The sequence below is a fragment of the Bradyrhizobium sp. CCGB20 genome, assembly GCF_024199855.1.
GTDB lineage: Bacteria > Pseudomonadota > Alphaproteobacteria > Rhizobiales > Xanthobacteraceae > Bradyrhizobium.
In genome coordinates this window covers 4,111,438-4,128,875 of record NZ_JANADN010000001.1, presented here as the reverse complement: position 1 = coordinate 4,128,875, position 17,438 = coordinate 4,111,438, and the positions used below count along the sequence as shown (strand labels likewise).

General features: G+C 61.2%; 17 protein-coding genes and 1 tRNA gene. 6 read left to right on the top strand and 12 right to left on the bottom strand.

Features of this window, described 5'->3' with window-relative positions:
* Window positions 1-62: 62 nt before the first annotated feature.
* On the bottom strand, window positions 63-1,316 hold the full coding sequence (locus NLM15_RS18860; protein WP_254118559.1) for an ABC transporter substrate-binding protein: 1,254 nt from the start codon (window positions 1,314-1,316) through the stop codon (window positions 63-65).
* A 327-nt stretch (window positions 1,317-1,643) separates the two neighbouring features.
* Window positions 1,644-2,006 (bottom strand): DUF1428 domain-containing protein, encoded by a 363-nt coding sequence (locus NLM15_RS18855; protein WP_254118558.1) that lies wholly within the window; start codon window positions 2,004-2,006, stop codon window positions 1,644-1,646.
* Between the two features lie 197 nt (window positions 2,007-2,203).
* Between NLM15_RS18855 and NLM15_RS18850 the strand changes: the two genes are divergently transcribed.
* The 3 genes from NLM15_RS18850 (at window position 2,204) to NLM15_RS18840 (ending at window position 5,101) form a co-directional block, all read left to right on the top strand.
* On the top strand, window positions 2,204-4,027 hold the full coding sequence (locus NLM15_RS18850; protein ID WP_254118557.1) for a caspase family protein: 1,824 nt from the start codon (window positions 2,204-2,206) through the stop codon (window positions 4,025-4,027).
* A 162-nt stretch (window positions 4,028-4,189) separates the two neighbouring features.
* Complete coding sequence (locus tag NLM15_RS18845; RefSeq protein WP_254118556.1) at window positions 4,190-4,546, top strand: DUF6538 domain-containing protein; 357 nt, start codon at window positions 4,190-4,192, stop codon at window positions 4,544-4,546.
* Between the two features lie 3 nt (window positions 4,547-4,549).
* Window positions 4,550-5,101 (top strand): hypothetical protein, encoded by a 552-nt coding sequence (locus NLM15_RS18840; RefSeq protein ID WP_254118555.1) that lies wholly within the window; start codon window positions 4,550-4,552, stop codon window positions 5,099-5,101.
* Window positions 5,102-5,164: 63 nt separating this feature from the next.
* Here NLM15_RS18840 and NLM15_RS18835 read toward each other — a convergent pair whose 3' ends face one another.
* The 3 genes from NLM15_RS18835 to NLM15_RS18825 form a co-directional block, all read right to left on the bottom strand.
* Window positions 5,165-5,599, bottom strand: coding sequence for a hypothetical protein (locus NLM15_RS18835; protein WP_254118554.1), 435 nt, complete (start codon window positions 5,597-5,599; stop codon window positions 5,165-5,167).
* Between the two features lie 384 nt (window positions 5,600-5,983).
* Window positions 5,984-6,232, bottom strand: a complete 249-nt coding sequence (locus tag NLM15_RS18830) for a hypothetical protein (RefSeq protein WP_254118553.1) — start codon at window positions 6,230-6,232, stop codon at window positions 5,984-5,986.
* Window position 6,233: 1 nt separating this feature from the next.
* The gene (locus tag NLM15_RS18825; protein ID WP_254118552.1) at window positions 6,234-6,446 is read right to left on the bottom strand and encodes a hypothetical protein; all 213 of its coding nucleotides are present in this window, start codon (window positions 6,444-6,446) and stop codon (window positions 6,234-6,236) included.
* A 770-nt stretch (window positions 6,447-7,216) separates the two neighbouring features.
* Between NLM15_RS18825 and NLM15_RS18820 the strand changes: the two genes are divergently transcribed.
* The 3 genes from NLM15_RS18820 to NLM15_RS18810 all read left to right on the top strand — a co-directional run bounded on the left by NLM15_RS18820 (window position 7,217) and on the right by NLM15_RS18810 (window position 8,810).
* Complete coding sequence (locus tag NLM15_RS18820) at window positions 7,217-7,651, top strand: hypothetical protein (protein ID WP_254118551.1); 435 nt, start codon at window positions 7,217-7,219, stop codon at window positions 7,649-7,651.
* A gap of 81 nt (window positions 7,652-7,732) precedes the next feature.
* Window positions 7,733-7,945: a hypothetical protein gene (locus NLM15_RS18815; RefSeq protein WP_254118550.1), complete on the top strand. Its 213-nt coding sequence runs from the start codon at window positions 7,733-7,735 to the stop codon at window positions 7,943-7,945.
* A gap of 322 nt (window positions 7,946-8,267) precedes the next feature.
* The gene (locus tag NLM15_RS18810; RefSeq protein WP_254118549.1) at window positions 8,268-8,810 is read left to right on the top strand and encodes a hypothetical protein; all 543 of its coding nucleotides are present in this window, start codon (window positions 8,268-8,270) and stop codon (window positions 8,808-8,810) included.
* Window positions 8,811-10,404: 1,594 nt separating this feature from the next.
* On the opposite strand, the gene NLM15_RS18805 is transcribed toward NLM15_RS18810, so the two are convergent.
* The 7 genes from NLM15_RS18805 to NLM15_RS18775 all read right to left on the bottom strand — a co-directional run bounded on the left by NLM15_RS18805 (window position 10,405) and on the right by NLM15_RS18775 (window position 17,437).
* A tRNA-Gln gene (locus NLM15_RS18805) sits at window positions 10,405-10,478 on the bottom strand.
* Window positions 10,479-10,678: 200 nt separating this feature from the next.
* Window positions 10,679-11,683 (bottom strand): glycosyltransferase family 2 protein, encoded by a 1,005-nt coding sequence (locus NLM15_RS18800; protein WP_254118548.1) that lies wholly within the window; start codon window positions 11,681-11,683, stop codon window positions 10,679-10,681.
* A gap of 915 nt (window positions 11,684-12,598) precedes the next feature.
* The gene (locus NLM15_RS18795; RefSeq protein ID WP_254118547.1) at window positions 12,599-12,919 is read right to left on the bottom strand and encodes a hypothetical protein; all 321 of its coding nucleotides are present in this window, start codon (window positions 12,917-12,919) and stop codon (window positions 12,599-12,601) included.
* A 200-nt stretch (window positions 12,920-13,119) separates the two neighbouring features.
* The gene (locus tag NLM15_RS18790; protein WP_254118546.1) at window positions 13,120-14,091 is read right to left on the bottom strand and encodes a tripartite tricarboxylate transporter substrate binding protein; all 972 of its coding nucleotides are present in this window, start codon (window positions 14,089-14,091) and stop codon (window positions 13,120-13,122) included.
* Window positions 14,092-14,152: 61 nt separating this feature from the next.
* Window positions 14,153-15,283 carry an iron-containing alcohol dehydrogenase gene (locus NLM15_RS18785; RefSeq protein WP_254118545.1) on the bottom strand — a complete coding sequence of 377 codons (1,131 nt, stop codon included), beginning with the start codon at window positions 15,281-15,283 and terminating at the stop codon, window positions 14,153-14,155.
* Between the two features lie 13 nt (window positions 15,284-15,296).
* Complete coding sequence (gene pdxA / locus NLM15_RS18780) at window positions 15,297-16,334, bottom strand: 4-hydroxythreonine-4-phosphate dehydrogenase PdxA (RefSeq protein ID WP_254118544.1); 1,038 nt, start codon at window positions 16,332-16,334, stop codon at window positions 15,297-15,299.
* Window positions 16,331-17,437 (bottom strand): four-carbon acid sugar kinase family protein, encoded by a 1,107-nt coding sequence (locus NLM15_RS18775; RefSeq protein ID WP_254118543.1) that lies wholly within the window; start codon window positions 17,435-17,437, stop codon window positions 16,331-16,333. The genes pdxA and NLM15_RS18775 overlap by 4 nt, the downstream gene beginning before the upstream one ends.
* Window position 17,438: the final 1 nt, after the last annotated feature.

Sequence of the window (17,438 nt, the reverse complement as noted above, 5' to 3'; positions counted from 1 at the left end):
AGCTGCGTTGCTCTGATCAGATCATTCCGGGAAAGGCGGGACGCGCGGTCCCGCCGTCAAGCTCACCAGCCCTTGTAGGGCAGCACCGGCGCCTTCTCGGCATTGGCCTTCGGCCACACCGAGACATAGTTCTCGCCATCCTGAAGCTGGATGATGGCGCCGGACGCGAGGACGTTCTGGCCCTTGTCGTCGAACTTCACGCCCTTGTAGCCGATCATGAGCTGCTCGGGCTTCAGGTCCGTCGCCTTCAGAGCGGCCTGGATCTTGGCCGGGTCGGTCGAGCCGGCGCGGTCGATGGCCTCGGCCAGCACGAAGAAGCCCTGCATCTGCCGGGCGACCGTATCGTCCATCTCCTCGCCGCTCTTCTTCTTGTACATGTCGGCGATGATCGCGGACGCCGAGCCCGACGGCCCCACGACCCAGGACGAGCGGTTGAAGACCCCTTGCGAGATCTTGCCGACCGCCTTGGTGAAGGACGGATCGGAGTAGCCGGCATCGTCGGCCAGCAGCACGGCCGGCTTGTAGTCGAGCGACTGCATGGTCTTGGCGAACAGGATCGCATCCGACGTGTAGCTGATCATGATGACGACGTCGGGCTTCTTGTCCTTGAGCTGGAGCACCTGCCCCTGCAAGTCGGTCGCATTGACGGGATAGGCGACGTCGAGCGCGATCGGCTTGCCCTTCTCCTTGAACGCGCCTGCGATCGTGTTGGCGACCGAGGTGCCGTATTCGGTGTTGTCATGGACCAGCGCGACGTTGTCGGTCTTGGCACCCTGCGCCTTGATGTCGGCGAGGAAGTCGACATAGATCTTGGCGAAATCGGTGGCGATCGGCGTGGTGCGGAAGAACCATTTGAAGCCGCGCTCGGTGAGATTGGCGGCGACCGACTCGGAGTTCAGGAAGGGAACGCCGTATTTCTCGGCGATCGCGCTCGAGGTCAGCGTGACGCCGGACTGATAGGAGCCGAACACGGCGGCCACCTTCTCTTCCGTGATCAGGCGCAGCGCCTGGTTCTGGCCCGTCGCCGGGTTGCCCTGGTTGTCGGCGAACACGGCCTCGATCTTGGCGCCGCCGAGGCCGGCAAGGCCGGCGTTCTTCGCCAGCGGCAGATTGCCAAGCTCCGGATGAGCATTGTTGATGATGTCCATGGCGACTTCGAGCGCCGCCTTGGCGTGCGCACCGATCGAGGCGGTGCCGCCGGACATCGGCATGATAACGCCGATCTTGACGACCTTATCCTGGGCCTGCGCGCCGGAGCTGAGCGTAAGGGATATCGCGGCCGCGCAAAGCAGCCCGGTGATGTGTTTCAAATTCATCAAATCAGACCTCCCAAAGGGTTTCCCCGCCAAGGATTTTTTGGAAGCCTTGAGCTAAGCGCCCGCTTCCGTTTGTTTATGCCTGGCTGACTGAGGATGGCATGCCAGCCGGATACCGGCAAGGTGAAACGGGCTAGCATAATGCTGCATGGGAGGCAGCGAACGCGCGGGTAGAGGCAGCGTTAAATCTGGCGGCGCACAACTGCCGCCGCGTTTTCCGCGGCAGCAGTAGCCCGGATGAGCGAAGCGATACCCGGAATAGCCTCGGCACCGCTCCCGGATGTCGCTTCGCTCATCCGGGCTACGGATATGCCCGCGGCGCTTCACTCAGCCGACGACGTCGCTCGCCCGCAGCAGCGTCGTGAAGCCGCCATAGATCATGCGCTTGCCGTCGAACGGCATGTCGGCGCCCTTGAACCGCTCATCGGCCATCACCTTCTTGTTGACGGCATCGCGGGTCTCCCGGTCGCGGTAGACGATCCAGGCGAACACCACGACCTCATCCTCCTTCGCGATCACTGCGCGCGGAAACGAGGTCAACTCGCCATAGGGCACGTCGTCGCCGATGCACTCGACGTAATCGAGCGCGCCGTGCTCCATCCACACCGCGCAGGCCTTTCGCGCCAGCGCCTTGTAGGCCTCGATCTTGTCCTTCGGCACGGCCAGCACGAAACCATCGACATAGGGCATCACGAATCTCCTTGGGTTGCCTGTCCCGAGGACGAAGCCGCGCAGGGCGATCCGACTCGTGATGGCATCTTCTAGGTGAGGCAAACTGTCGCGAGAATTCGTGCGCTACTTCACATTTGAAGCTCGCGGCGCCGTGACATCATCCCCGGCGTTTACGCTTGCATACCGGCTACTTCAGATTGCAGAAGGCAGCTTTCATGAGCACCCGCCTGTCGTTGCTTTGCGTCCACGGCGTCGGCCATGCGGAGATCGACGCCGAGTTCCGGAAGTCATGGTCCGAAGCCATTATACGCGCAGTTCAGTCCGTCGATCAGAGCCTCAACCCGGCCATCGACTTCCTCTCGTATGACGACCTCTTCGACAAGAGCCCGCCCAACCTCGTCACCTATGGCATCGCGTTGGCGAAACTGCTGGCGAGCGCGACCGTCCATGGGATCGGCGATCTGCTCGCGGGCACACGCAGCCTCGACGATGTACCAACCCTGATCAGGTGGACCGCGGGCATGGTCGCCCAGTGGTCGGTGGACGAGCAGTTGCAGACCGCACTGCGCAGCGCAGTCCTCGACAAGCTGAAGAGCGGCAATTACGACGTTGTCCTGGCTCACAGCCTGGGCTCGCTGATCTGCTACGACACGTTCGTGCGCAACCCCGCTGCGATCAAGGACAAGGTCTTTGTCACGCTGGGCTCGCAGATCGGCAATCCCGCGGTGCGCGACATCTTTGCAGGCCGCATTCAGGACCTTCCCTGCCGAAAATGGTACCATCTCTTCAATCGGGAAGATCGCGTTCTCACCTATCCGCTCGAGATCGCCGCGGATAATTTTCAGCAGGTGCTGACACCGTTCGATGTCCCCAACGATGTCCTGAATCACAATGCGACCTGGTACCTCTCGCGCCCCGAGACCGTGGCCACCGTCTGGCACGATGTGGTGCCGGTGCCAGCGTCACGCTCCATCGTCAGCGCCGCGCGGGGCATTGCCCGCATCGACACGCGGCCGACCCGCCGCGCCCTGCTGGTCGGCATCAACGACTATCCCAAACCCGCGGACAGGCTGGAAGGATGCGTCAACGACGTATTCCTCATGAGCTCGGTGCTACAGGAAAGCGGCTTCAAGCCGGACGAAATTCGCGTCGTTCTCAATGAGCGGGCGACGGCGCAGGGCATCATGGAAAGGCTTCACTGGCTGCTCGAGGGCGTCCGCGACGGCGACGAGCGCATGCTGTTCTACTCGGGCCATGGCGCCCAGATACCCAGATACAGTCCGAGCGGCGCACCGGACAGCGTCGACGAGTGCCTGGTTCCCTATGATTTCGACTGGACGCCGGAGCACGCGATTCTCGATCGCCAGTTCTGCCAGCTCTACTCGCAGCTTCCATACGACTGCTATTTCGTCGCCATGCTCGACTGCTGCCATTCCGGCGGCATGACGCGAGACGGCGGTCCACGCATCCGCGGCCTGACGCCGCCCGACGATATCCGCCACCGGGCGCTGCGGTGGGAAGCCAGCGAAGGCATGTGGGTGCCGCGCGAGTTCCCTCCCCTGAACGAAAGTCTGAGCAAGAGCAAGGACGGCGCCGACTATCTCGGCGACAACGGCGCCACGCAGCGGCTCGGGCGCAGCATGGCGCTCCGCACCCAACCCGACAGGGAATACAACAAGACGCGGGCCGCGCTCGGGCATCACGGGCCTTACCTCCCGATCCTCCTCGAGGCCTGTCAGGAACAGGAGCTGTCCTACGAATATCGTGACGGCGTCACGTCGTATGGTGCCTACACGTTCTGCATGGCGAAGGTGCTGCGCGAACAACGCGAGCGCGGCACCAATCCGTCGTTCCAGGAGCTGAGCGAGCTCGTCACGGCCAAACTACGTCGTCTCAAATACAACCAGACGCCCAACCTCGTCGGCGCCAAGACGCGTGTCGGCGCGAAAATTCCATGGGGTGCGGCGGATGCAGGTCGCGGCCAGCGACGGGCGCCGAAGAAGCGTGCCGCCAAGGCCGGCCGGAAGAAGCGCCGCTAGCCGATGAGGATCTCGGGGAATTGCCCTGAACTGGCTGGGGAACCTGGACTCTGAGGACCCCCAGCAAAAATTCAACGATCTTAATAACGACATGAAATAAAACAGCATTTAACGCTGAGCGGTTACGAGTAGTGGTTACGGGTCACGGTTACGAGGACTCGAATGTCGATCGCCACGAATATCCAAAAACGTCCTGGTCGCACGTCCTACTATGTCCGGGTCGGCGTGCCGCTGAAGCTCCAGCCAGTGCTTAAGCGGAAAGAGATTTGGCAGTCCCTCAAGACGACCGACCCCCGACAAGCTCGCGATCGTGCGGCGCCCTTGATCGCCTCCTACCGAGCCCGGTTCGCTGATCTGCGCCGGGAGCCCTCCCCCACCGATCTCCAGGCGGCCGTGTGGTCGCACTATGAGACCGAGCTGAACCAGGACGGCCGGGCACGCGCCGCACTGCCCACGGACGGGACGCTGCGGGATCGCGTGGCGATGATTGAGGCGATTAGATATCAATTCTGCGGGTGAGCTATGGCTGACATTGACGTTCATCAGGTCGTCAAAAATCAGATAACGGAGTTTAAGCGCGATTTGTGGGGAGATGAATTTGCCCACAAAATTTCAAAGATCACGCTGGAGTGGGGTGGCATTGAATTCCTGCTGTTCTGGATTCTCAGGTCCATTGACTTCAAGAGTGCCAGTCGGTGGGAACAACTGCTCTTTAAGCCGAGGGCTTTTCAGGCTCGGAAGGATATCGTGTTTGAGCAGGTATCTTCTGCCGTCCGGATTTCTTATCCGCAGTATGTCGATCGTCTTATGACTCAGTTCGATTTGCTCCAGACCATTCAGCATCGTCGCAATCTGCTCGCGCACGGGCTATGGCTCAAAGGCTCAAGCGATCGGACATTCAGCATTCAGCCGCTAAGCCTCGACAACGCAAAGTCCGTTGAGACTCCCGTCGAGATCGACATGGGTTACCTTGTCGCACTGGTAGAAGATATCGAGCGGCTCAAAATTGGATTGAGCTCTCTTGTATCCGAAATGCTTGCACACCAGCAGCTCAAGAAATGGGGGCGCCGTTAGGTAAGGGAAAGGACGCGGTGTGGTCCTCGCCCTTTCCCGTTCCATGTCTTTGAAAACTTAGACTCAACGATCAACGCGACGTTTGATCTCGCTCCTAAACTCTGCGCTCGAATTGAACTCGTTCACAAACTGGCCCAAAGCACTAATGCCACGGCGCTGAGCCTCGCAGTTTTCCCGATCATAGTGCTCGGGTTGGCAAGAATAGGCAGTATCTTGCCGCGCGGACCCGTGGTCGTTCGCCCCCCACGGCATAATGAACAAACCTCCGATTGAAGCCAGAGCGACGGCCCCCATCAATGCCCCTGCAACATCTACGGCCGTCTTTTCTCTCTTGTAAACGACCATAGCGACAACAGCGAGGGCACTGCCGAGAAAGATCGTGGCGAGGAAATAGCCGCTGACTACTGCAACAATGGGAACGCCAAAAACGATCATGAAAAAAGGCCAGATAGTCGGCTCAGTTTCGCCGGGCGGCAATCCGCGCCACTTCTGCTGCATCGTTGCCCCTCCATAAAAATCCCCGCGCAATCTAAGCGCGAGGGACGATCTTGGGCAAGTGGACGCGTTGTGATCCGCGCCCTTGTTGTCAAGCTTTTGGTGCGAGTTCAGCCACAGGAATCGACGGGGTGCTGTTGCCCGTTGAAGGGACCGACGAAGTAGCTTTTCTGGCCCTTCTTACACCGGGCTTGGCAGTCCTTCGCGGCGGCAGAGCACTTCTGTATGTTGTCCTCAATCTTCGTGTTCGGACTGCTCGCGATGCACGTTTGCTTCCACGAGCTGCAGGTCTCCGCCGCGATGCTTGATGTCGCAATACCAATGACCGACACGGCGACAACAAAGGCTAGACAAGATCGAATCATGAGAAATCCCCCGCGCAACAATCTAAGCGCGGGGGACGATCTTGGGCAAGGGTGTGCTGCACTTAGTCCCGAAGTCGAAAAGCTTCTGTTCGGAAAGCCGGATATAATTCTTAAACTCCGCCTCGTTGTCGATTGCCGCCGCCGTCATGACGTGGGCAATGGCGCCGACACATGAATTCCGATCAGCGCGACCGGCCTTGTAGGCGTCGAAAACCGTTTCGAGGAATTGATCGAGCGCGGCATGATCAGCCTTAGTTGGTTCGAACGCCATTTCAGCTCTCCTCGCGACCGGCGAGATGCTGACGGGCATTAAGGCGGTGCGCGTCAGCATCGCCATAAACACCAAGCAGGGTTGTCATGTCCTCGCGATCGCTTTCTTCTCGCCAGCGCGACGGCAGACGATCGATCGTTTCGATGGCGTAAGGCAGCGCCTTGCGGATTATGTGGTCGTCGCGGCCCGTAATATTGGTGGTCTCGATAGGCATTCACACTCCTTGTCAGTGGTTGAATTGATCTCCCCTGACAAATCAGACGGCGGTTGATGCGCGCCGGCTGGTTGCACTGACAGAGGAGAAGCAAACGGCCCAACTAAAGCCGAACGCTCGGTTGGCCTGTAGTCAGCGCGATATGGGCTTTCACAAGGCTTGTTTGCATAACGGCTATGCGCGCACCTTTAGTGCACGCTGGCGCTGCCAAGGCCGGCGAGCACCTGATCGATCTCCGCGACCACTTCGGCCGACGGCTCCTCGCCGTGCATCACGATCGCCGGATGGGCGGGATCGCAATCGGCGCTACTCGCCGGTTAAACGTCGGCCGCGCCCAGCGCGACCTGAACCTGAGTCTCCACCCAGTTGCGGCCCATCACAACGTATTCGTCGGAACCGCACATGCATCGGTGAGCGTGCGCACGAGTGCGAAATAACGGTCGTCGGAAATCAGCATGGCATTCCCTTTAGAGCCCCACCACAGCGGTGCTGCGCCATAAGACCCGTATTCGCCAAGTAGCGTCAAACTATTGAATCAATTAAAGATTGTAAGTCGGGACTGACTTACAAGACCCCTTCGACTCAAGTAGCAGTTGTGAGCGCGAGTTCCGACGCGCATATTTCCGAGCGGGCTGGGGACCAAATATGCGACCGGAAGACTGGGGCGAATACGAAACCAAACGACTCAACAAGCAGAGCATGCGCAGGGCGTTGTTTTTCTCTGCCATCATAGTCGGATTAGCCTATCTCTGGCTGAGCGCGCAGCACTGATGCGAAAGCTAATTCTCGCGCTTATGCTGCTCGCCGGCTGCGCGCCGCTTAAAGCGACGGGTGCCCCCGAACACTGCGACAAACCCTCAGCCGCCGGCATAAAGCGGTGCGAGGAGGTCGTCGCTAGTAAGGACGATCCAACGACGACTTGGAAGACAGTCACGTATAGCGATCGATCCAAGAACATTGTTGACCTGGAGATCACCTTTCCCCGGAAAATGGGCGAGCCGATCTACGTTACCGCCCTTATCGTTTCAAGCATGGCGATCTTGTCACCAGAGCTCACGACGGACGAACGGGGTAATCTGTTCAAGCGGCTCGTGCAGAATGCGTCCAAAGAACAACCAGCGTTTATATCGGCCGGTAAATACGAGTGGACTTCATTTAGAACTGCGTCGGACTATACGTTCCGCGCAACCAAACAAAAGAAATGATGATTCGAGTCGCATTCGTTGGACTTTGCGTCTTGCGGCAGAGCAATTGAAATTCCTTTCATCCGGCGTGGAATACATAGCATGTCTAAATTCACTACCTTCACCGGCTACACCAACATCTTTGCCGACAGGGATGGACGCCGATATCCAAGCGGCATCGTTCACCCATCGGCGGAGGCTGCAATAGCAGCCCGATCAGCCGCCCAGACTGTGGGAACTCCTATCGGCGTTGCACAGGTTATCTGGGATGAGCCGGATGACGCGCCGTGGAAGCCTTGGACCAAGAAGACATGACCTCCATGAGGTGCAGCGGTTGGTCGAACTAACCAGAAGGGCATCAGCGCGATGGCGACTATGAGAGACTTCCGCGAGGAGCTTGAGGCGCAGATTGCCAGGGCGGCCACGCAAGGCCGACCGCATGTCGAGATCAATGCCGGCGAGCTTCATCGGATCGTCAGCCCTTCCGAGAATCGGCACCCCATGGCATGCGCTGCGATGCGCCAGTTACAGAAGGCCAGCGACGATGTGGTTCATGCGCCACCAGCCGGGGACGGCCCATCGTTCACGATCCGATATAGCCTGCCCAGGTAGGACGGCGCGGAAGGACAGAAATACCATGGTTCGCGATATAACGAACGAAGTGCAAGCATGCTTGACTACGGCCCTGAGCGAAGCAATCGAAGCTCTAACGGTCTTGAACAAGCATTTCGGCCGCGAAACCCAGTCGGCCGCCCTAGGAGAGATTTCTGAGTCCCTGATTGCAATCTACGCTGACGCGAAACGCACAAGGAGAAACACCAAAGGTCACGATCTGCACAAGGACGGACGATTGATCGAAGTGAAATCCAGACTTATCGACCGCTACGAGGATACATGTCAGTTTAACTTCAGGAAGTATTCGGCGCAGGCCCATACCGCCTATTGCCTGGCTTGGCGAATTGATCAATCCAACAGGCCGCTACTGAGTCATGTTTTCGAAATCGCCGTGCCATTCCTCGTCGAAACGTGGGCAACGCCAAATCAGCCGATCTATTGCGCGCGCACCACACTAGGTAAGTTGAAAGCTGCATTGTCTCCAGTTGCCAGCAATACACTCAACAACCAAGTCCCCCATTCCAAGGGAAACTTTTTCCCTCCAGAGACAAGCACAGAGCAGTAGCCCCCGTGCTTATCCCGAAGGGAGAGGTTCGTTGGTTCATTCCATCGAAGGTTAGTCTGGAGCGTAGCGTTGGTGATGACCATCGCAGCGAGGTGGCGTCCATTGACCTCGCCCTAAGCTCCGCGTCTCGATTGCAAGCAATCACGCTGTTACCCGGCTGTAGCCGGATGCCCACCCATCTGCCAGATGTCCATCAACAGAGGGGTGGAGAAGGATGCCGCAAGGCAGGGCCTTCATCTTTTGGCGAGTTCGACAATCTCTCGATTGTCCGGTGCAACCCTACCAAGGCGTCCTATACAGGGGAGCGCTTGATCTGATATCCATGCGCCTGCGGCTGGCTCATAGGTGGCGTCATGTTCCGCCACACCTTTCGTTCTAGACCGCTATACTGCCGCGCAAGGCGCAACGGGGTCTCATCAGGAACGGATATAGCGAGCCGATCGCGAACCCTTCGAAGTTTTTTTGCCAACCTCTTCGAAAAAGTTCACGAGAAAGGCAGCGAGATTGCTATAATGGAGCCTGACACCGACGCCGTGTGTCTCATCAGGGAAAGCCTCCGGTGTGCAACTCCACCGGGGGCTTTTCTCTTTCGTATTTACCGGCGGAAGAGCGTTCCCGCGGGCCTGCTCTATGTCCGAAGTGCGGAAGCGATCGCGACCTGCACGTGGTCGTTGACCAGCCTACCGATCTGCTCTGCCGTTTCACGGTGCTGGCTCGGCGATGAGCCAGGGTTGCCGGTCATGTTGACGGTAACGGACGGCGCGATCACATGCGGCTGAGCGCTAACGCAATGGCCTCCCTGCCCTCGCCGACTAGGCCTTTGCGCTGATCATAAGCGGGGACGGAATATGAATCAGGTCCGCGCCTGCGATCTCGCGGCCGTTGACTTTGTAGGTCGGCTCAATGTCGCTGTCGTCTACCGCAACGGGCGCGGTCCTGGGATCCAGCCGAACAAGCTCTGCGGCCTTGCCGCCGTCAACGCGGATGATCTTTTGCGAAGGCGCCGTGCGGCTGCAACGGCGGGTCTGCCATGAGCTGCGTGCGAAACAGCGCGGCAGGCGCAAAGCTGTTCGGCGCGTCCTAGAGCATTTCGTAGAGCGGATGATCGGTGGCCTTCTCTTTGCCGCCGTCGGGAAGTCGCTTGTAGCTATGAAGGGGAAGCGAGCCTGCCGGCTCGGAGATCGAACGCACTGCGCACGCGACGGGTGCGCAAGTCATGGCGGTATAGGGCGTGACGGTCACGCCAGCCAAGGTCGAGCGCGCGCCAAGCAGGTCGAGCAGCCAAGGCTCACGCGAGGAAGTGCCGGAGGAGGTTTTGGTCTCGATACCAAGAAAGGATTTAAGGCGGGGACGCGATAGACAAAAAAGGCACACCGAGGTTAGTTCGCTGGTTAGGCGGAACGGGAAATCTCCTCTCTGGTGTGCAATTTTACTTCAAAAACTGAACCCAAAACGTCACAATATGACGCAGGCTGATCACGGCGAAAATGAGTCGCGGCTACGCGTTTTGGTCCCGAAAAGCGGTTACGAGCGGCACCCTTTTGAGCGACCAGAAGCGGCCCAACTATCTGATTTTATTGGCGAAACGCCGGAATGGCTGGGGAACCTGGATTCGAACCAAGACAAACAGAGTCAGAGTCTGTTGTGCTACCGTTACACCATTCCCCACCGAAGCACTTGATATCACAAGACTTTCTTCGGAAGTGCTGCAAGCCCCGGCAAAAGTTTTGCAAATCACCGGCTCGCAGGCCGCTCATATAGCCGCGTCGGCATTCGCGGTCCAGCCCTTCTGTGAACAACGACGCCTTGTTCTCTCTACGTTCACGGGCGGTGCGGCCAGCGCAACGCTGCCGGGTCGGCGACGGCCCTCACAAGAAATCCGAGGTGCAATAAGACAGGCTTACAATCGCACCCGGTGCACGCGCCCAAGCTCGGATCGCAAGATTAGCGGCCCTCAAGACCGAGGGCCGCAAGATTTGAATCGCGTCGCGGATCGTTGCGCTCATGGGCTGGTGGAAGATCCGTCCGCGCAGTCGCGCAACCCGCAATGCACGCACCACCGTATCAGGATCGGGAAGCCGTCCCTTATCCTCCAAAAGGCTCCAGGTGAGGTGCTTGAGATCGACGGTCTCCTGGTCGATTTGGGGGAACGATCCTGTTGCCGTGATGGTCGCGTGGCTGGTCATGTCATAGAAGACAAGACCATCGTCTATCGCAACCATGTCGCCCTGGCAGGCGAGATCAAGAAAGAACAGCTGGTCGACGCCCCAGCTTATCGACTTGTAGTTTCGCATCAGACATCCGGCCCGGATGACGTTGGCATTGATCAGCAGGGTCGATGGAACAATCCCAAGCAGTCGGGTCTTGCCCGCCAAATAGAGATCCTCCAGGCACTGCTGGCTCGAATACAGATAAACCTGGCCCCCTCGCCGGTACTTTATACCCCCGTCATGGACCACATGGGATGTGGAGGTCATGAATGCAGCGGTCGGGTACGTCCGCGCCATCTCCGCGAAAGTCGCGAGCGATGCTGGCGCGAGCCAGTCATCGTCATGCAACACTTTGATCCAGCGGCCGCGACATGCGAGCATCGCGTTGTTGGTATTTTCGACTTGGCCCTGGCCGCGGTGGTTCTCGATGACGCGGATGCGCCGATCGCTCCGCGCGTATTCGGACAGGATGCTCCAAGCCGCGCCTTCGGGGCCTTCGTCGTCGCTGATCACCATTTCCCAGTCGGAGAACTTCTGCTGCAACACGCTTTCAATCGCACGGCGCACCATCTCCGGTCGGCGGAAGGTTGGTATTGCCACCGAAATGAAGGGCCGCTGTTCCGAACTGTGAAAACTAAGCCGCTCGGCGTGCAACTGGTCCATTTCAGTCGTCCCTCATTCATCGAAACGTCGTGGCCGGATTTGGCATAGCCGCCCACGGCCGGAGCCTTTTGATGAACGTTCTCGAACCGAACGAGGCTCGCGTGAATGCTAGGAAGAAGATTCGGACGCGGTCATCGTCCATTCGCAGGACAATGTTCCCGCAGGCCGCGACGTTTCGAAGCGGCTAGCCGGTTGCAGCGAAAGACGAATTCCCGTCTGCGGCGAGTCCGACCGGACTTCAACTGGAATGGTGTCCCGAATATCGACAGCCCGGTAAAGACGACCCCGGCCGGGGGGGCTTGATAGGGGTGAAGGCCGGGGCCGCTTGGGGACGCTTGGCCCTTGGCAAAGGCCAAGCGGTTCCAAGCTTACCCCGCCCTCACAGCGCTTCTGTTCGCTTCAGCACATTCCCAGACCAAAATTACCAATCTTTCCCGAACCGATTCCCATACACGAACGTATCTCCAGGGAGGGACGGCTTCTCTATCGTCTTCGATTGGCAGATCATGGGACATGTAGTCTTGACTGACGAAACGGGCTCGCAGAGCAGATTTCTCATTCGGATGGGTGGCATCGGTTGGATGGTCTACGACCGGGAGCGCAGAGGCCCAGCGGTGATTGGAACAGAGTTGGCAGCCAGACTGACGAGGGATCAGGCCGAACGGCTCCTCCATCAGCTTCTCGTTCAGTGGACGATTAACCCCGAGCGGCCAACGTAAGTGCTCTCCCTTGGAGCCGCTGGCCTGGGCGTCGCACCTCCCATTTGGCCAGCGGTCCATTTGGACTGCGCCCGATCGTGGCGGGCGAGCCGCAGTTAAGTCCGCCGCATTGCCAATAGTTCCTGCAACGGCATGTGAGGCCTCGCCGGCACTCACCGAGCCTTCACTTGGTCTCCAAGCTATATCTGCTGCTCGGCTAGTGGGCGCCGCAGATGCGGACCACGATCTCACCCGTGCCGCTCGCGATCATCACCTGGCCGTATTCGTCCTGCGGCGGACTCTCCTCGTAGCGGAGCGGGATCGTGGTGATCCCTTCCTGCGTCTCGCCGCCCGGCTGCTGCGTGTTCACGTCGAGGATCAGGATCTTCGGATTGATGCCCTGCGGCGAGCGCCTGGTCAGCCGGGCCTGCCAGCCATCGGCCGGTACCCTCACGTCGCCGATCATGACCAGCTTGGGCGGCGCGCCCGGAGCGCGGTCGATCCAGGCCTTGAAGGTGTCTCTCAGCAGGACAGTCATGATGTCTCACCCTTGCCAAGTTGCGGACTGCGATCCCGCCTATCAAATCGACGTAACGTGACGGACAGTTGTCAGGCCCCAACAAATCACCCGAGCATCGCCTGCCGCTCGGACCGGACTTTCAGGTCCCGGCCGCGACTTTGGCGCGGATCGCGTCATCGACCGCCGGAGCCTCACCTCCACCCGGACGATCTTGTCGCCTACTCCAGCTTGATGTTCGCGGCCTCGATCACCTTCTTCCACCGCTCGGTCTCGGAGGCGATGTAGGCCTTGAAAGGTTCGGAATCCACCGCAACCGCAGCCGCGCCGAGCTCGGCCATCTTCTGCACCGTCTCCGGCTGCTGCATGAAGGCACGGATCTCGGCCGAAAGCTTTTCGACGATCGGCTTTGGCGTCGCTGCGGGGACGAAGAAGCCATGCCAGGCGACGGCCTCGAAGCCCGGCAGGAATTCGGCGACGGCGGGCACCTCGGGATCGAAGGCGGCGCGCTTCGGCGTTGCGGTCGCAAGCATCGCGAGCTGGCCGGTCTTCACCTGCGGCAGCAGAAGCGGCACGTTGTCGAAGGCGAGATCGATCTGGCCGCTCAATAGATCCGTCAGCATCTGGCTGGAGCCCTTGTAGGGCACGTGCACCATCTTGGTGCCGGTCATCTGCTGAAATAGCTCGGCGGCCAGATGCTGCGAGGTGCCGACGCCGGCCGAGCCGAACGAGACCTTGTCCGGGTTCGCCTTCAGATAGGCGATCAGCTCCGGAACGGTGCGCGCCTTGATCTTGTTGGGATTCACGACGAGGACGTTCGGCACGACGCTGATCTGGGCGACCGGCGCCAGATCGTTGTCCGGCTGGTAGCTGAGCTTCGGCCCGTAGAGCGTGGGATTGATCGCGAGCGCGGAGGTGCTGGCAAGGCCGAGCGTAATGCCGTCCGGCGCGGATTTCGCGAGCCGTGTCACACCGAGGATCGAGCCGGCGCCGCCGACGTTCTCGACCACGAACGGCTTGCCGAGCTTCACCTGCAGATGGTTCGACACCATGCGCGCAAAAATGTCGGCGGTGCCGCCGGCGGCGAAGGGAACGATCACCGTCACCTGCTTGGACGGATAGCCGTCCTGCGCCGTTGCAGGTGACGCCGCCAGCAGCACGGCTGATGCAAGAACAAGCCACATCGATCTCATCGAAGTTTCCTCTGTTTTCGGTGTTTGTTGATTGGCCGCCGCGAATGAGCGGCGGAGATGGCTAGAATGCGACCTCGTACATCGCCAGGATCGCATCCCGGCCGAGGTCGCGCGGATTGTTGTCGAGCAGGCGGCGGATGGCGTGCGCCTCGTCGGCCATCACGCCGAGATCATTTTTGGGCACGCCGAGCGCCGACAGCCGCATCTCGATGCCGAGATTCTTGCAGAACCCATAGGTCGCCTCGAGCGCAAGCTTCGGATCGCGTTGCTCCGGCAGGCCGAGCGCCGCGAGCACCGCGACCGTCTTCGTCTCCACCGCCGGCATGTTGAAGGCCAGCGTGTGCGGGAAGATTACGGCGCAGGCCAGGCCATGCGCGACGTGGTGGCGCGTGCCGAGCGGATAGGCCACGGCATGGCCGGCGGTGGTGTTCACCGGCCCGAGGCAATAGCCGCCATAGAGCGAGGCCAGGGCAAGACCGGCGCGCGCCTCGCGGTCGCCGCCGTCGGCCACGGCGCGCTTGAGATACTGCCCGACCAGCCGCGCGCCCTCGATCGCGTAGAGATCGATCATGGGATGTGCCTTGCGGCTGGTATAGGCCTCGACGCAATGGGCCAGCGCATCGACGCCAGTCGCCGCGGTGACCTCCTTCGGCACGGTCATGGTCAGATCCGGATCGACGATGGCGATATCGGCCAGCATGAAGCGGCTCTGCACCGCCTGCTTGTTCTGGCTGGCGGGATCGGTGACGAGCGCGCGGGTGCCCGCCTCGCTGCCGGTACCCGACGTGGTCGGGATCTGCATCAGCGCGACGCTGCGGCCGGCCACCTTCTCCGGCCCGACGATGTCCGCAAAGGTCACGTCGCTCGTGCACATCACCGCGACCAGCTTGGCCAGATCCATGGCGCTGCCGCCGCCGAAGCCGATGACGAGATCGGGCTTGGCTTCGCGCGCCATCGCGACTGCCTTTTCGAGGTTGGGCAGGTCCGGCTCCGGCTTCACCTCGCCGAACACCTTGACGGCGCCCGGCAGCGCCAGCGCGTCGACGCGGCGTGCGTTGAACGGGTCGGAGATCACCAGCGGCCGTTTGGCGCCGATGCGCTCGACGAAGCGCGCAGCGGCGGTGATCGTGCCGCAGCCGAATTCGAGAACGGCGGGACGCTGGATTTCGATGGGCGTGAAGGCATTGGTCATCGTGGGCTCGATCTCATAACTTGGATGCGGGAGCGCCACCGGCCAGCCGTTCGGCATAGTCGATGGCCTCGATCAGGCTGTGCTCGTTGGCAATGCCCTTGCCGGCGATGTCGAAGGCGGTGCCGTGATCGACGGAGGTACGGATGATCGGCAGGCCCAACGTGATGTTGACGCCGGACAGCTCCTGCCAGCGGCCGGTCGCGGGATCGACTTGGAAGCCCAGCAACTTGACCGGGATATGCCCCTGGTCGTGATACATCGCGACCGCGGCATCGTATTGGCCGGCGCGCAGCTTGACGAAGATGGTATCGCCGGGCACGGGGCCGACGACGTCGAGGCCGTCCGCGACCGCTTTCGCGATCGTCGGCGCCGAGACGTCGATGTCCTGCCGCCCGAACAGGCCGCCCTCGCCCGCATGCGGGTTGAGCGCGGCGATCGCGATCTTCGGCTTGGCGATGCCGAGCCGCAGCAGCGCATCGTTGGTGAGATCGATCACCATGCGCAGGCGCTCCGGCGTCAGACGCTTCGGCACGTCTTCCAGCGCGACATGGGTCGAGACATGGCTGACGCGCATGTTGCCGTGGGCGAGCAGCATCACCGAGCCGCGCACGCCGGTGAGATGCGCCAGCATCTCGGTATGGCCGGGAAAGTGATAGCCGGCCTTGTTGAGCGCTTCCTTGTTGAGCGGCGCGGTGACAATCGCGGAAGTTCGCCCGGCCTGCGTCAGGCGCACGCCCTGCTCGATCGCCTTGTAGGCAAAGCGGCCGCCATCGGCGCTGAGCACGCCTGGCTTGATGGGATCACCTTCGGTGTCGGCCTGAAGGAAGCACAGGTTCGGCCAGTCGCGATCCCCGGTCTTCACTTCGGGGATGGCAATGTCGGTGCCGAGCGCGGCCTTCGCGCCATCGAGCGCAGCGCCGCTGCCGATGACCAGCAGGCGCAAATCGCCCGTCGCGATCCGGTCCTTCAGCCCAATGCAGGCCTTGACGATGATCTCGGGCCCGATCCCGGCGGGATCACCCATGGTGATGGCAAGATGACGAGAGGTCATGTCGGACTCCCCATGTTGAGCAAATGATTGTCCCGGAGCAGATCGCGCCACAGCTCACGCGCGCCGAATGCGCCGGATTTGGAGATGATTTCGACGCCCGCCCAGCGGCCGCCTTGCAGCACCGAGCGCGGCAGCCCCGGCACGATACGCCCCGTCACCCGGAGCGCTTGCGCGCCGAGCGAAACGCATACGGCCTTCAAGGTCTCGCCGCCAGCGACGATCAGGGTTCCCGGCGGATCGAGCACCGCGACCAGCGCCGCCAGCTCCCGCGCGATCCGCTGTGCCGCCTCGGCGCGCGAAAGGCCATCCGCGAGTGCGAATTTCACCAACGCCACGCCATCGTCGACCAGCTTGCGTTGAACGCGCGCGCGCCCCTCACCCCCGATCAGCGCAACGGTGGCTTCGCCACATGCTGCGAGCTGGGAGGCGGTCGCGGCCTGATCAGAACCGAACAGCCCCAGCACCGGCCGCTTCAACTGGCTCGGCGCATCGGCGCGATGGCTACGGGCGAGCGCACCGGCGAGCCCGCCGCTTCCGCACCACAGCACCGGCCCCGGCATCTGCCGCGCCATCTCGACGATGCGATCGAGCTCGATGTCACTCTCCGCATCGAAGACCTGGACACCGCCTTGCGGCAGTGTATCGGCCCGGCCCTGCCGTGCTTCGATGCCCTCGAGCCGCAATTGATCGAGCAGATTGTCCCCGACGCGATGCCAGTCGCCTTGCACTGTCCGCGCAAATTGCTGGCCACCTACGGTGCGGCGTCCCTGATAGTCGAAGGCCGGGGCGACCACACACGAGGCCCAATGGCCGCTGCGCAGGCAGGCGCCAAGCTCGGCCGCCCAGGCGCCGCGCAGCAGGCTGTCGACCTTCTTGTAGGCGATCGTCCCACCCTGAAGCTGCCGCGCCAGTCGTCCGACGATCTCGACGCTGTCGGCTTTCGACCGCTCGCGGGTGCCGCTGTCGATCGCGAGGCTTTGCGCGCCCGGGATCGCGGGCGCATCCGCCCAAGAGACGTCGAACGGTCCGCACAGGCCGACGAACTCCGCCGCGGTGTCGAGCGCGCCGGTGAGATCGTCGGCAAGCAGGCGAACGCTCGTCATC

What these genes read in the sequence shown, in the direction of transcription:
- NLM15_RS18860 (WP_254118559.1), bottom strand. Translation starts at nt 1,316, where the DNA reads ATGAATTTGAAACACATCACCGGGCTGCTTTGCGCGGCCGCGATATCC.
- NLM15_RS18855 (WP_254118558.1), bottom strand. Translation starts at nt 2,006, where the DNA reads ATGCCCTATGTCGATGGTTTCGTGCTGGCCGTGCCGAAGGACAAGATC.
- NLM15_RS18850 (WP_254118557.1), top strand. Translation starts at nt 2,204, where the DNA reads ATGAGCACCCGCCTGTCGTTGCTTTGCGTCCACGGCGTCGGCCATGCG.
- NLM15_RS18845 (WP_254118556.1), top strand. Translation starts at nt 4,190, where the DNA reads ATGTCGATCGCCACGAATATCCAAAAACGTCCTGGTCGCACGTCCTAC.
- NLM15_RS18840 (WP_254118555.1), top strand. Translation starts at nt 4,550, where the DNA reads ATGGCTGACATTGACGTTCATCAGGTCGTCAAAAATCAGATAACGGAG.
- NLM15_RS18835 (WP_254118554.1), bottom strand. Translation starts at nt 5,599, where the DNA reads ATGCAGCAGAAGTGGCGCGGATTGCCGCCCGGCGAAACTGAGCCGACT.
- NLM15_RS18830 (WP_254118553.1), bottom strand. Translation starts at nt 6,232, where the DNA reads ATGGCGTTCGAACCAACTAAGGCTGATCATGCCGCGCTCGATCAATTC.
- NLM15_RS18825 (WP_254118552.1), bottom strand. Translation starts at nt 6,446, where the DNA reads ATGCCTATCGAGACCACCAATATTACGGGCCGCGACGACCACATAATC.
- NLM15_RS18820 (WP_254118551.1), top strand. Translation starts at nt 7,217, where the DNA reads ATGCGAAAGCTAATTCTCGCGCTTATGCTGCTCGCCGGCTGCGCGCCG.
- NLM15_RS18815 (WP_254118550.1), top strand. Translation starts at nt 7,733, where the DNA reads ATGTCTAAATTCACTACCTTCACCGGCTACACCAACATCTTTGCCGAC.
- NLM15_RS18810 (WP_254118549.1), top strand. Translation starts at nt 8,268, where the DNA reads ATGGTTCGCGATATAACGAACGAAGTGCAAGCATGCTTGACTACGGCC.
- NLM15_RS18800 (WP_254118548.1), bottom strand. Translation starts at nt 11,683, where the DNA reads ATGGACCAGTTGCACGCCGAGCGGCTTAGTTTTCACAGTTCGGAACAG.
- NLM15_RS18795 (WP_254118547.1), bottom strand. Translation starts at nt 12,919, where the DNA reads ATGACTGTCCTGCTGAGAGACACCTTCAAGGCCTGGATCGACCGCGCT.
- NLM15_RS18790 (WP_254118546.1), bottom strand. Translation starts at nt 14,091, where the DNA reads ATGAGATCGATGTGGCTTGTTCTTGCATCAGCCGTGCTGCTGGCGGCG.
- NLM15_RS18785 (WP_254118545.1), bottom strand. Translation starts at nt 15,283, where the DNA reads ATGACCAATGCCTTCACGCCCATCGAAATCCAGCGTCCCGCCGTTCTC.
- pdxA (WP_254118544.1), bottom strand. Translation starts at nt 16,334, where the DNA reads ATGACCTCTCGTCATCTTGCCATCACCATGGGTGATCCCGCCGGGATC.
- NLM15_RS18775 (WP_254118543.1), bottom strand. Translation starts at nt 17,437, where the DNA reads ATGACGAGCGTTCGCCTGCTTGCCGACGATCTCACCGGCGCGCTCGAC.